General features: G+C 30.1%; 10 protein-coding genes. 1 reads left to right on the top strand and 9 read right to left on the bottom strand.

Features of this window, described 5'->3' with window-relative positions; all coding sequences use genetic code 11:
• Positions 1–18: 18 nt before the first annotated feature.
• The 9 genes from V6137_RS04480 to V6137_RS04440 form a co-directional block, all read right to left on the bottom strand.
• Entirely contained in the window at positions 19–315 is a 297-nt protein-coding gene (locus V6137_RS04480) for an EscU/YscU/HrcU family type III secretion system export apparatus switch protein (RefSeq protein WP_425446687.1), read from the bottom strand.
• On the bottom strand, positions 312–2333 hold the full coding sequence (locus V6137_RS04475) for a hypothetical protein (RefSeq protein WP_425446686.1): 2022 nt from the start codon (positions 2331–2333) through the stop codon (positions 312–314). The genes V6137_RS04480 and V6137_RS04475 overlap by 4 nt, the downstream gene beginning before the upstream one ends.
• Positions 2334–2642: 309 nt before the next feature.
• Positions 2643–4568, bottom strand: coding sequence for an oligoendopeptidase F (gene pepF / locus V6137_RS04470; RefSeq protein ID WP_425446685.1), 1926 nt, complete (start codon positions 4566–4568; stop codon positions 2643–2645).
• 237 nt (positions 4569–4805) lie between these two features.
• A complete protein-coding gene (gene pepF / locus V6137_RS04465; protein ID WP_425446684.1) occupies positions 4806–6728 on the bottom strand; it encodes an oligoendopeptidase F in 1923 nt (640 codons plus the stop codon).
• A gap of 125 nt (positions 6729–6853) precedes the next feature.
• Positions 6854–7903, bottom strand: a complete 1050-nt coding sequence (locus tag V6137_RS04460) for an aldose epimerase family protein (protein ID WP_425446683.1) — start codon at positions 7901–7903, stop codon at positions 6854–6856.
• Positions 7904–7920: 17 nt separating this feature from the next.
• Positions 7921–9432: a UDP-glucose--hexose-1-phosphate uridylyltransferase gene (gene galT, locus V6137_RS04455; RefSeq protein ID WP_425446682.1), complete on the bottom strand. Its 1512-nt coding sequence runs from the start codon at positions 9430–9432 to the stop codon at positions 7921–7923.
• A gap of 11 nt (positions 9433–9443) precedes the next feature.
• Positions 9444–10430 (bottom strand): UDP-glucose 4-epimerase GalE, encoded by a 987-nt coding sequence (galE, locus tag V6137_RS04450; protein ID WP_425446681.1) that lies wholly within the window; start codon positions 10428–10430, stop codon positions 9444–9446.
• A gap of 14 nt (positions 10431–10444) precedes the next feature.
• Positions 10445–11611, bottom strand: coding sequence for a galactokinase (locus V6137_RS04445; protein WP_425446680.1), 1167 nt, complete (start codon positions 11609–11611; stop codon positions 10445–10447).
• A gap of 284 nt (positions 11612–11895) precedes the next feature.
• The gene (locus V6137_RS04440; RefSeq protein WP_425446679.1) at positions 11896–12309 is read right to left on the bottom strand and encodes an Hsp20/alpha crystallin family protein; all 414 of its coding nucleotides are present in this window, start codon (positions 12307–12309) and stop codon (positions 11896–11898) included.
• Between the two features lie 209 nt (positions 12310–12518).
• Between V6137_RS04440 and hcp the strand changes: the two genes are divergently transcribed.
• A complete protein-coding gene (gene hcp, locus V6137_RS04435; RefSeq protein ID WP_425446678.1) occupies positions 12519–13889 on the top strand; it encodes a hydroxylamine reductase in 1371 nt (456 codons plus the stop codon).
• Positions 13890–14336 lie beyond the last annotated feature (447 nt).

Raw genomic sequence — 14336 nt, 5'->3', positions numbered from 1 at the left:
ATTCTTAAAAGTAAGGTTTTATAGTTCCTTTTCCATCTTTTCTAAAAGTAACAACACCTCTGATATAACAGCATACAGTTGAGGTGGTATATTATTTCCTAAATCCATATCTATTAAATTAGCTAAAAGACTTTTATCCTGCTCTATATCGATATTATTTTTCTTAGCCATATCAATAATTTTTTCGGCCATTTCACCTCTACCCTGATATAGTACTTTCTTATCTTTAGATAGGTTTTCATCATATTTTATAGCTACAACCGATGGGCCATTTATCTCTTTTTTCTTTTTAAGGTTTACATTTTTATATATCATATTCTAAAATCAAACCCTTCTTTAGATTCATTTTTTTCTATTATCTGTCCTTGTTCTCTTTTCTCTTTAACTTCATTTTCATTTAATCTTGAAAAATTAACTCCCACCGTATTATATCCTATTTCTTCTAGGTTTTCTTTAAGCTCTTCTGACAAACTACCAACTTTATCCTTTAGATGGGACTTGTCATTTTTTATGGTTAGATTTAAGTTTTTATTAGAAGCAGATATTTTAATCCCAGTTTCCCCCATTTTATCTGTCTCTAATAAAAAGTACAAGTTGGTGTTTTCCCAATCAATTTTTTCGTTCTTTTTCTTTCCATTAATATATAGCTTAACATGAGTTAATTTCTCTCCTATTTGTATTGGTATATTAAAAAACATACTTTGTTTATGTATGTTCTCCTCCTGTTTACTTAGTAATTGTTGCCCCGTTACATCATCTAATATATTACCTACTTGTTGTATTATATTCTTATCCTTTGAGCCACTGCTATCATTAACTAGTTTCATCATCAAAGACTTTAAATTCTTTTCTAATTTATTCTCTTCTATCCCCTGGGGATTCTCTAAAAACTTCTGTGCGATTTCACTTTCATGGCTAATCCCCATGGCTCTTAATAGATTATAAGCTGTTTTTGCCGTTGGGTCTTCTATTTTATAGGTATTTATGATATTGTCAATATTAGACTTAATTTGACTTTGTAATGATCTTTTAGGTGCAAATAAACTTTCTTTAGTTGCGGCATGTATGATTTTGGAGTTTTTAGGTTTAAAGTCCATTTTTCCTATTTCATCTTTTATATTGTTTAATATTTTTACAGTTTTATTACTTTCTCCCTTGGATAAATGCTTCCTTGCCTCCGACAATTTGTTGCTTAATATAAGTAATTTCTTTTCTGTTTTCATGTCTGTAAAAAGGGATATGTCACTTTTTAGTATTTTTTTATCTATTATATTAATAGTATCCTCTAGTATGCTTTTAACATGTTGTGGTGTCTGTTTAACTTCCTTTGGTTTATTTAATATATTATCTAAATTTTTTAATACTTCCCTTTTCAGCTCTTTAAAGTCATTTTTTGCACTTATCATTCTTTCCGTTACTTTATTCATTACATATGCTTTCGTATCTGGCTCCATATTATTTAATGCGTTTCTAAGTTCATTATTTTTATCTAAATCTAATAGTTCTTCAATATTTCTAGATTCATTGACTTTTTCTCTATCTACTATTTTTTTATTCTCTATTTCTTTATAGTTACTCTCTTTTCCATTTAATTGATTCTTTTTCTTATTGGCAAATAAACTATCTAAAATTTGAATAGAATCTAATTGTCCACCTTTATCAATAGTGTTTTCAATTATATTTTCTTCTAAACTGTAGTCCAAATCAGTATTTAATACATAGTTAGATAATATATTCTTCATTATATCCTTTATAGTTTTATTATCTAACTTTAATTTTTTTAACTTGTTTATGATTTTTTTTATTATAACATGGGTATCTTCATTGCTTTTTAATAATTCTTTTATTTCGTTTTGAACTTCCTTTGGTACTTTATCTAAAATCTTGCCACCAGCAATATAGTTACTCTTCTGTTCTGTTAGATCATCTTTTGAATTTTTATCCACTTTTTCTATCAGCTTATTTAAATCGTCCCCGTGTAAAGTTTGGTGGGTAGACTTTAAATTATTAAAATTTATATTAACATCTTTTTTAATTAGATTTTTTATTGTATCTAGTTTATCCTCTATATCTCCCGGTGATTTACTTATAAATTTATTTATATCTTTTAAAACATTTTTATTTATTTTTATATCATTATCAAGAAGTATGTCAGTAGCCTTCTTAAGTTCACTAGTTTCTTTAAATCCTAAATCCTTTATTATTTGTGATGAACCTAGTTTAGAAGAGTCACTACTTATATTGTTTACACTATTACTTTTAACTCCTACCTTTTTATCCCTATTTATGTTATCTGTTGATAATTTATTAGGTGAATCGTTATATATTTTCACTAAACTACACTCCTTAAAATTGTCATCACTAATTATATCGACTTTCTATGTAGTTTTTTTAATAAAAACAAATTTGACTTTACCACTTCTTTATTTAGATGCCAATATATTTTAAAATATAAAAAAAATAGAACCCTTAATTAAGGGTCCTACTTTTCAGATATTGTTGAGATTTTAGAGAATAAATTCTTATATAGGTTTCAATGCTATGCTTTATGATTGCTCCTTGGACAGGGCATGCCCTGTCCCCACATAATCTATTCTTTATTTTTATATTTCTTCTTTATTCTTTACACTTTCTTTTTTAATTTAAGCTGCTGTATCTGTATTTTCAGTTTCTTGAGCTCTCTTTTCTAGTAACTTTTCCATTTCATCAACTAATTCACCAAAGTACTTAAGAATATTATCCACAGGTTCAGATGAATTCATATCTACCCCTGCTTTTTTAAGAATTTCTACTGGATAGTCAGAGCCCCCTGCTCCTAAAAATTCAATATATTTTTGAACAGCACCTTCTTTACCTTCAGTTATATTATTAACCAATTGATAAGATGCCGACATTGAAGTTGCATAGTTATATACATAGAAGTTCATATAGAAATGTGGAATTCTAGACCAGCTATATTTTCCGTCTTCAGTCATAGGATAGGCTTCCCCATTATATTTTCTTCTAATTTCTAACCATAAATTATTAATAACTTCAGCTGATAAAGGTTGACCTTGTTCCACCATTTCATGGGCCCTTTGCTCAAATTCTGCGAACATAACTTGAGTATAAATAGTACCCCTTATATTATTAATCTGTTGATTTAATAAAAATAACTTCTCTTCATCACTTTTAGCATTTTTAATTAAGTAATCCATAACTAGTAGTTCATTTGCTGTTGATGCAACTTCCGCTGTAAATGTTGACGTGTTTGAATTATATAGTTCCTGTTGTTCCATTGAATATTTTCCATTTAAGGAATGTCCCATTTCATGGGATAAGGTTAAAGCAGAGTCTAAATCATTTGTATAATTCATTGATATATATGGATCGCAACCATATAAGGATAATGAATATGCCCCTGTTTGTTTACCCTTTCCAGAATATACATCTATTAATCTTGAATCTATGATTGTATTGAAATCCTTTAAGTACTTCTCTCCTAAAGGCTCCAAGCCTTTATTTGCCAGTTCCACTGCTTCCTCATAAGTTAACTCCATTTTATAATCTCCAACTATAGGTAATGACCAGTCATAGGGTTTCACATCTTTTATACCTAAAGCTTTACTTTTTACTTCATTATATTTATGTAGATATTCTAGATTATTGTTAACTGATTTTACTAAATTATCATAGATAGATTTAGGGATATGTTTAGCTGCCAGTGAAGCTTCCAAAGAAGAATTATAACCCCTAGCCTTTGCTAAGAATATATTTTTCTTTATTTCTGATATATAAGTGGCCGCTAATGTATTATTTCTTTTTTTAAGCGCTTCTATTCTAGCTTTAGAAGCTTTTTTTCTTAGTTCTCTGTCATCACCTTCTAATATCTTGTAGTATACAGAATTTATTAACGTTATTTCATTGCCTTCTTTATCCTTAATAGTAGGGTATTCAAAATCAGCATACATTACTTTATTAAATATATCTTCCGGGGAACCGGTTAAGTCTGATGATAAAGACAATATTCTTTCTTCTTTATTTGATAAAACATGATCCTTTTCCTTTAACATTTTTTCCAAGTAGTGCTTGTATGTTGATAATTTAGGATCATTCATTATTTGTTGAAACTTTTCAGTTGGCATACTGAGTAATTCTGGTCTTTCAAATGATATGGCTTCTCCATATATGCCCCATACCCCTCCTGCTATAGAAACCATTTCTTGAGCATCGGTATCATTCTGGTTTAAATCAAGTTGTAAGTTCCCATACCAATAGGCTTTGTTTAAAATTTGAGATATTTGGGATTCCAATTCAAAATATTCATATATACTATCTACATTATTAAGTTTTCCTTTGTATTCTTTAATCTTTGGTATTAATTCTTCTTTTACTTTTTTAATATCTTGCTCAAATGCCCCTCTATTGGGATACATCTTTGTCAAATCCATCTTATACTTATCATCAACTTGATCCCTAGTGGGAACCTCTCCATCTGTGGCAAAAACTGCCGTTTGACTAATTAACAAAAACACCACCATTACCACAGCTAATATGGAAGGACTAAACAGTTTACCTCTTTTAAACACTTCACATCACTCCTTTGTTTTTTACGAAAACTTAATATTTTCGTTGCATAATATAAATATTTCTATATCCTTATTAATATTCCTTTTTTTCAAAATATTTTTTCAGTTATGTTATAATAATCTATATAACTTTTGATTACTATCAATAAAAATACTCCCCTTTATAATAGTAGAAGATTTTAAAATCTATCCACTTAAAAGGGGAGTATTTTTATTGAATATTTTCTTTTATATTTTCTATGCTGCCTCTTTAGTTTCTGTTTCTTGCGCTCTTTTATCTATTAATTTTTCCATTTCATCTACTAACCCACCAAAATACTCAAGGATATTATCCACAGGTTCTGATGAATTCATATCTACTCCTGCTATTTTAAGCATTTCTACTGGATAATCAGAACCTCCTGCTCCTAAGAACTTAAGATAATTCTCAACAGCGCCTTCTTCACCCTCTGTTATATTATTAACCACTTGATATGATGCTGACATTGAAGTGGCATAGTTATATACATAGAAATTCATATAGAAATGTGGTATTCTAGACCAACCATACTGGGCATTTTCAGTTAGAGGATATGCCTCTCCATTATACTTTTTAATTATTTCTAACCATAACTTATTAAGAACATCAGCTGATAAAGGTTGTCCTTGCTCCACCATTTCATGGGCTCTTTGCTCAAATTCTGCAAACATAACTTGAGTATATATGGTTCCCTTTATATTATTAATTTGCTGATTTAATAAGAATAATTTTTCCTCATCACTTTTAGCATTTTTAATTAGATAGTCCATAACCAATAGTTCGTTAGCTGTTGATGCAACTTCCGCTGTAAATATTGGATTATTAGAGTTATACATTGCCTGTTGTTCCATAGAATATTTTCCATTTAAAGCATGACCCATTTCATGAACTAATGTTAAAGCTGAATCTAGATCATTGGTGAAATTCATTAGTATATATGGGTGTAGTCCATAGGTACTAGCAGAGTAAGCTCCAGTATATTTACCTTTACCTGGATATACATCTACCCATCTTGACTCTATAGCATTATTAAAATCATTTAAATATTTTTCTCCTAAAGGTTTAAGTCCTTTGTTTGCTAGTTCCACGGCTTCCTCATATGTCATATCCATTTTGTAATCACCAACTATAGGTAATGACCAATCATACGACTTTAAATCTTCTATCCCTAAGGCTTTTCTTTTCACTTCATTATATTTGTGTAAATACTCTAAATTATTGTTAACTGAACTTACTAAATTATCATATATAGATTCAGGTATATGGTTACCTGAAAGGGATGCTTCTAGTGCCGAATCATATCCCCTAGATTTTGCTAAGAATATATTTTTCTTTATTTCTGATATATAAGTAGCTGATAATGTATTATTCCTCTTCTTAAGAGCTTCAACTCTGGCTTCAGAAGCTTTCTTTCTTAACTCTCTATCGTCTCCTTCTAATATTTTATAATAATTAGCATTTGTTAAATGTATTTCTTTTCCATCTTTATCCTTTATAGTAGGATATTCAAAATCTGCATACATTACTTGTTCAAAGATATTATTAGGTGCACCTGTTAAATCCGATGCTAAGGATAATATTTTTTCCTCTTTATCTGATAAGATATGATCCTTCTCCTTTAACATGCTCTCTAAATAATGCTTATATGTCGCCAACTTAGGATCATTAATTATCTCTTCTAATTTTTCAGTTGGCATGCTAAGTAATTCTGGTCTTTCAAATGATATCAATTGTGCATATAATCCATAAGCTGAACCTGCAATTGACATCATTTCCTGTGCATTGGTATCAGCTTGATTTAGATCAAGCTGTAATTTTGCATATCGGTAAGCTTGAAATAGCTTTTCTGCTAGTTTAGAATCCATTTCAAAGTATTCATATATAGTATCTACATTATTAAGTTTCCCCTTATACTCTAATAACTTTGGAATTAATTCTTCTTTCAATTTCTTAATATCAGCCTCAAAAGCTTCCCTAGTTGGATAAATTTCCGTTACATCAATCTTATACTTATCATCCACTTGGTTCCTTGTAGGAACCTCTCCGTCTGCTGCAAAAACTGCAGTTTGACTAATTAATAAAAATACTACCATTACCACTGCTAATAATGAGCGGCTAAATAACTTACCCCTTTTAAACACCTAACATCACTCCTTAATATTTTTTATTAATATTTTTATTGCATAATATAAATATTTCTACATCATCATTAATATTCCTTCTTTTTTTTATAACGTTTTTTTAATATAAGGAGTTTTATGTGACCTTAATTAATTCTAAATCTGTATTTAGTTATGTTTAAATATTCTTCCCCTGGTTCTAAAGTATTAAAAGGGAAATTATTTTCATTTATGCCATTGGGGTAATCCTGAGCCTCAAAACACATTCCAAGATATTTTTTAGACTTTATCCCTTGGTTTAATATCAACCCTTCTTCTAATTTATTAGCCGAATAAAATATTAGCACCGGTTGATTAGTTATCAGTTCCATAACTCGACCACTTTTTTTATGTTCCAACTTAGCCGATATATTTTTGTTCTCATTTAATATAAAGGGATGATCATAACCACCGCAATTTGATAATTGATTATTATCTTTATAAATATTCTCCTTTATTTCTCTAATTTTTGTAAAATCAAAAGGTGTACATTTCACATCTTTAATGTCTCCAGTGGGTATGGTTTCTTCATTTAAATTTGCCATCTTATTTCCTGCTATCATTAATTTATGTTCAAATATATCCTCCTTTAGGTCCCCGGATAGATTAAAGTAAGAATGATTGGTTAAATTAACTATTGTTTTTTTATCTGTAGTGGCACCGTATTTTATCTCTAATTCGTCACTATTATTTAAAGTATAATCTACGTTTACATTTAGATTTCCTGGAAAACCTTCTTCACCATCTAAACTTAAATAATTTAAATTTAAAGATATATACTCATCAGCTATTGTTTTTTTTACACTCCATATCTTTTTATTGAAACCATTATTACCACCATGTATATTATTGTTTCCATCGTTTTTATATAAACTGTATTCTTTATTGCCTATATTAAACTTAGCATCTGATATTCGCCCTGCTACCCGTCCTATTATAGCTCCAAAATAGGGTCTATTTTCTTTATAATCTTTTATGTCGTCAAAGTTTAAGACCACATTTTCAAATTTTCCTTCTCTATCTGGTACTAGTATTTTTGTTATAATTCCTCCATAATTTAATATACCTACTTCCATACCATTATCATTTTTTAATGTATATTCTTTTATATCTTTCCCGTGTCCAAATGAAACTAGCTCTTTTACATATATGTTCATGACTAACTCCAAACCCCTTATTTAATTATTATACTGTTTATAAACCTATCAAATCCTTTTTTCCCCTTTTCATCCCTTTTAAATACTCCAGCATGCTTTAATATAGTAAGAAATCTTGCCCCTATTTCTTTTTTCAATATACTCTCTATATTATCTTTATTAATTTCTTTATATTTAAGCTTAATTTTATTAACCCAATCTAAATGTCTATTTATTTCATTTGTCAGCTCTACCTTATCTTCTAGTAAATACTTAGCTATTTCTTTTAATTCATCCTTTAACCTTGGAGGAAGTACTGCTAACCCCATCACCTCTATGAGTCCAATATTTTCTTTTTTTATATGGTGAACATCTTCATGGGGGTGAAATATTCCCATTGGGTACTCTTCATCTGTTCTATTATTTCTAAGAACTAAATCCAACTGAAAGTTTCCTTCCACTTTTCTAACTATTGGAGTTATAGTATTGTGGGAAATATCATCGGTATGAGATATTATATCTAAGTTTTTATCATTATAATTCTTCCAATTATTTAATATTATTTCCCCAAGTTTAGATAAATCTTTTCTATTTTTCCCAGTTAACCTTATAACAGACATAGGCCATTTTACTATCCCCCCTTTTACATTGGGATATTTATTAAAGGTGATTTCCCTTTCTATTGGGGCCTTAGCCATAGCAAAGTCATAATTCCCTCCTTGGAAATGGTTATGGGATAATATAGACCCCCCTACTATAGGTAAATCTGCATTTGACCCAATAAAATAATGGGGGAACTTTTCTACAAATTCCAATAGACTATCAACGGTACCTTTACATATTTTCATGGGTTTATGGTCATTATTAAAAATTATACTATGTTCGTTATAATAGGTATATGGAGAGTATTGTAAGAACCACTTTTCATTATTTAGGGTGATAGGTATTATTCTATGATTTTGTCTAGCTGGATGGTCTATTCTTCCACTATACCCTTCATTTTCTTTACATAATGGGCATTTAGGATATGATGAAGACTTTATGTTTCTTGCCTCTTCTATTGCTTTCGGATCCTTTTCTGGCTTGGACAAGTTTATAGTTATATCTAAATCGCCATACTCAGCCTTTGTTTTCCATATAATATTTTTTTCGATACGATTGGTTCTAATATAATTAGATGTTCTGCTAAGTTCATAAAAATATTTTGTTGCATCCTCTGGAGCTTTTTCGTATTTATTATAAAATTCATTTATAATTTCCGAAGGTTTAGATATAAAACAATCCATTATCTTAGTGTCTAAAAGATCCCTATATACAGGTGTATTATTTTTTAGTAGTCCCCTCTCGTATGTCCAATCTAAAATGCTATTTAATATATCACTTAAAGATCTATTGAAATCTTCTTTTATCTCTACTGACTTATAATCATCTAATTTTAATATCTCTAAAACTTTATTTCTACAATAAACAGTATCCATTTCTTTTATTAGTCCTTTATCAATACTATATTTAATTAAACTATCTATTTCATAATAAATATCAATATCCAACTCTACTCCTCCTAGCCTTTAAATCCATCTGGACTATTTTTATGCCAATTCCATGCACTTTCTATAATAGACTCTATATCTATATACTTAGGTTTCCACTTTAATTCCCTCTTAGCCTTCTCAGATGATGCCACAAGCTTTTCTGGATCTCCAACCCGCCTTTCACCTATTTCAGATTTAATAGGATGTCCTGTAACCTTTCTAGCTGCTTCTATGATTTCCTTAACACTAAAACCTTCTCCATTTCCTAAATTGAATATATTGCTTTTATTTGCTTTATTAAGATACTCTAATGCTAACATATGGGCATGGGCTAAATCTGTAACATGGATATAATCCCTAATACATGTGCCATCAGAGGTATTATAATCATCCCCAAATATAAATATCTTTTCCCTTTTATCTAAAGCAACCTGAAGTATAATAGGTATTAAGTGGGTTTCTGGATTATGATCCTCCCCAATCTTTTCTGTTATATGGGCTCCAGCTACATTAAAATACCTTAAAGAAATATATTTTATCCCATAGGCACTATCAGCCCATTTAAACATTTTCTCCATAGTAAGCTTTGTCTCTCCATAGGGGTTTGTTGGAAATGTCTTATCAGTCTCCATAATAGGTATACTCTTTGGCTCCCCATACACTGCAGCAGTTGACGAAAATACTATTTTTTTTACATTATGTCTGTTCATAGTTTCAAGCAATATTTGAGTACCATATACATTATTATCATAGTATTTTAAAGGATTTTCCATACTCTCTCCAACTAAGGAGTTGGCTGCAAAATGTATAACTGAATCTATTTTATTTTCTTTAAATACCTTCTCAAGAAATTTCCTATCTCTAATATCACCATTATAAAATTTAGCTTTGTTACTAATAGCTTTTTTATGCCCTGTCTCCAAATTATCAACAACTATAACCTCTTTACCATCTTCTATAAGTTCAAAAACTGTATGACTGCCAATATATCCTGCTCCACCACATACTAATATCATATAATCTCTCCCTTTTATAATTCTCTAGCTCCATCCCCTATTTTACCTATGTAAAAATTTGCATGATAGCCTATTTTTTCAAAGTATTTCATACCTACATTTTCTATGAATTTATCTATACCATCATTTTTTACTAAGCTGATAGTACATCCTCCAAACCCTGCTCCCGTCATTCTAGAGCCTATTACTCCATCTTGGTTTAATTCCAATTCAACTAATGTATCTAGTTCCTTTCCTGTAACTTCATAATCATTTCTAAGGGATATATGGGACTCCTTCATAAGCTTTCCAAATTCTTTTATATTCCCCTCTTCAAGAACTTTAGATGCCTTTAAAGTTCTTCTATTTTCATATACCGCATGCTTCGCCCTTTTTCTATCAATACTATTAGTTATTAAGTGTTTATTTTCTTCAAATTCTTCTTCTGTTAATTCCCCTAAAGAGTTTATATTTAAGTTATTTTTAAGTTCTAATAATGCCCTTTCACATTCATCTCTTCTATTATTGTATTTGGACTCATTAAGTCCCCTTCTTTTATTTGTATTAGATATTATTATTGATATATCTTTTAAATCTAAATTACAATACTTATATTTTAAGCTATTACAGTCTAATAATATTGCCCTATTCTTTTTACCCATTCCTATTGCAAATTGATCCATTATACCGCATTTAACCCCTATAAAATCATTCTCAGCCATCTGACACATCTTTACCATTGAAATCATATCTATATTTAGATTAAATAATTTATTTAAAGCAACTGCTGCAACAAGCTCTATTGATGCCGAAGATGATAGCCCTGCCCCATTGGGGATATTTCCATAAAATAATATGTCCATCCCTTTATTTATATTATATCCTTTGTCTTTAAAAATCTTAATAACTCCCTTTGGATAGTTCCCCCAATCATGATGCTTATTATATGTTAAGTCTTCTAATGTAAATTCCATTATTCCTAAGTTACTAAAATTTTTAGAATATAGTCTTACCTTATTATCTTCCCTCTCTTTAAATACTCCATATGTCCCAAAGTCTAAAGCTGCAGGAAATACATGTCCTCCATTATAATCAGTATGTTCCCCTATTAGATTTACCCGTCCCGGTGCAAAGAAAATTCTAGTATCACATTTACTAAATATAACTTCAAAATCCTTTCTTAAGGTTTCTATTAAGTTCACGATTAAATCACCCCTTTTTTTAGTTAATAGTTAACAGTTAATAGTTAATAGTCTATGGGTTTTTAGTGTTTTTGATTAGGTTTGTATTTTTGGCTTTTTCTAATTAATTTTTATGGTAAGAGATACTTTGTTTAGTTACTAAATAAAGTGTCTAAAGATAGTATACTAGAGCATATAATGACTGTCAAGAACAAAGGCCCCTTTGGCGCTTCTTTGTTCAGAGCAGAGAAATGGTGAGTCCATAAAAAGAGGAACCTCTCTATGAGATTCCTCTTTTCACTTCGTTATTTAACATCTATTTTATTTATGCTTTTAGAGGTTGTATCTTTTTTAGGTAAGTCTATAGAAAGAACTCCATCTTTAAACTCTGCTGTTACTTCTTCCTCTCTTATATCCGGGATATGAAAGGACCTTGTCATTGAGCTAAATCCTCTCTCTCTTCTTATATAATTATCATCTTTTTCCTCAATAGACTTACTATTTTCAGCAGATATTGTAAGCCTATCATCATATAACTCAACTTCCACATCATCTTTCTTAACTCCTGGAAGCTCTGCCTCTAATAGGTATTTATCACCCTCGTCTTTAATATCCACCATCATCTGTTTATTATTTAAAACAGAATGGAAAGTGTGATTAACAAAGTCATTAAATACACTGTCTAATTGATATTCTTTTCTAGGAGCTAATCTTTTCATAAGTAAAACCACCTCCGAAAAATATTGTTAACTCCTTATATTATTTCTTTACCCTACATAACAGGTACTAAACATATGCTCCATTCATCATCTATTTCTAAAGTGTGACAAAAATCAAACTTTTATGTGTATAGCATCACATGTATTTTATTTTTTAAATTGTATACTTAATATAGAAAATTTAAAGTAAAGAAAGGGGAACAGTTATTATGTTCGGATTATTCAAAAATAAAAGCAAAAATACATCATCAAATATAACTAGTGAAAAGAAAGTAGTAGAGCCAAATCCAATGTTTTGTTATCAATGTGAGCAAACCCCTGTAACAGGATGTACAAAGTTTGGTGTTTGTGGTAAAAACCCTGATATCGCCAGCTTACAAGATATTATAATATTTGGATTAAAGGGAGTTGCTGCATATTCAACCCATGCTAAAGAATTAGGTTTAACAGACCCTGAAGTGGATGCTATTACCCAAGAAGCTCTATATACTACACTGACTAATTCTAATTTTAATTTAGAAGAGCATGTAAACATGGCTATGAAAGTTGGTCAAGCCACAGTTAAAGTTATGGACCTACTTGATAAAGCCCATACCCAACATCTAGGAGTACCAACTCCAGTAACCATATCTCAAGACAAGGTAGAGGGTCATAGTATATTAGTTACAGGTCATAATTTATATGCATTGGAGGAATTACTTAAGCAGACAAAGGGTAAGGGTATAAATATATATACCCATTCAGAAATGCTACCTGCCCATGGTTATCCTGAACTGAAAAAATATAAGCACCTAAAGGGTAATGTGGGAAAGGCTTGGTATGACCAAAGAAAGTTATTTGAAGATTTCCCAGGTGCCATATTAGGTACAACAAACTGTTTAATGCCCATTAAAGGGAGCTATTCAGACCGCTTCTGGAGCTATGGAACAGCAGGACTTGAGGGTGTAGGTAAAATTAAAAATAACGACTTTAGTCCATTAATTAAAAAAGCTTTATCTCTACCAAAAGCAAATATTAAATCTGAAAAAACCCTTACTACTGGATTCCATCATAATACAGTTTTAGATATAGCACCGGAAATTATAGATGCTATTAAGGCAGGAAAGATAAAAAGATTCTTTGTTATAGCAGGTTGTGATGCCCCAACAAAGGGAAGAGATTATTATAGAGAACTAGCTAATACTTTACCTAAAGAATGTGTCATCCTCACAACTTCATGTGGTAAATTTAGATTTAATGATATTGATTTCGGTACAGTTCCTGGAACAGATATTCCAAGATATATTGATTTAGGTCAATGTAATAATTCCGGTTCTGCTGCTAAAATCGCCATAGCTTTAGCCGATGCTTTTGAATGTGATATCAATGAACTTCCACTTACTATTGTATTATCATGGTTTGAACAAAAAGCTGTAGCTATACTACTGGGGCTATTTAGTCTTGGAGTTAATAATATATATATTGGTCCAAGTGCACCAAAATTTGTTACTCCAGGAGTGCTTAAAGTTCTACAAGATACATTTAACCTTCAATTTATTAGTGGAGATGCTAAATCTGACTTACCTAAAATGTTAGGATAGGCATAACAAAGGTGCCTTTGGCACTTCTTTGTTGGTTCAGAGAGCAGCGTGCAAAGTACAGGTATTCGGTAAAAATATTATGTGTAGAGACTCAGTTTATTGGGTCTCTATTTTTTTAATGAATAATGGGGTAAGTATAGCATTAAATATGTCAATACTAAAAAGATAACATAGAGGGTTTTCTTCTATAGTCAAAGATATCTAAAGGAAAATTTCAAAGGAAATATTTAAGAAAACAGCTAAAGATTAGTCTTTGCTAAAAATGGAATATGTTATAATATAAATATGTTATAAATTTAGTAGTTAAGGAAAAAATAACTGGTAATGTAAAAAGTTCTATGAAAAACTAATGTTATGGATAATACTGGGATAAACCAGTGGAATTATACTAAGTCCACCGTAGCCGCCCTTGACAAACAGTAATCAAATGATATTTAAAATATAACG

The sequence above is a fragment of the Dethiothermospora halolimnae genome (assembly GCF_037577855.1).
Classification (GTDB): domain Bacteria; phylum Bacillota; class Clostridia; order Tissierellales; family VENL01; genus Dethiothermospora; species Dethiothermospora halolimnae.
The sequence above is the reverse complement of the archived record's forward strand: the minus strand, read 5'-3'. Positions and strand labels throughout refer to the sequence as shown.

Coding starts and splice junctions, on each gene's coding strand:
- V6137_RS04480 (WP_425446687.1), bottom strand. CDS start 315: ATGATATATAAAAATGTAAACCTTAAAAAGAAAAAAGAGATAAATGGC.
- V6137_RS04460 (WP_425446683.1), bottom strand. CDS start 7,903: ATGAACATATATGTAAAAGAGCTAGTTTCATTTGGACACGGGAAAGAT.
- galE (WP_425446681.1), bottom strand. CDS start 10,430: ATGATATTAGTATGTGGTGGAGCAGGATATATTGGCAGTCATACAGTT.
- V6137_RS04440 (WP_425446679.1), bottom strand. CDS start 12,309: ATGAAAAGATTAGCTCCTAGAAAAGAATATCAATTAGACAGTGTATTT.
- hcp (WP_425446678.1), top strand. CDS start 12,519: ATGTTCGGATTATTCAAAAATAAAAGCAAAAATACATCATCAAATATA.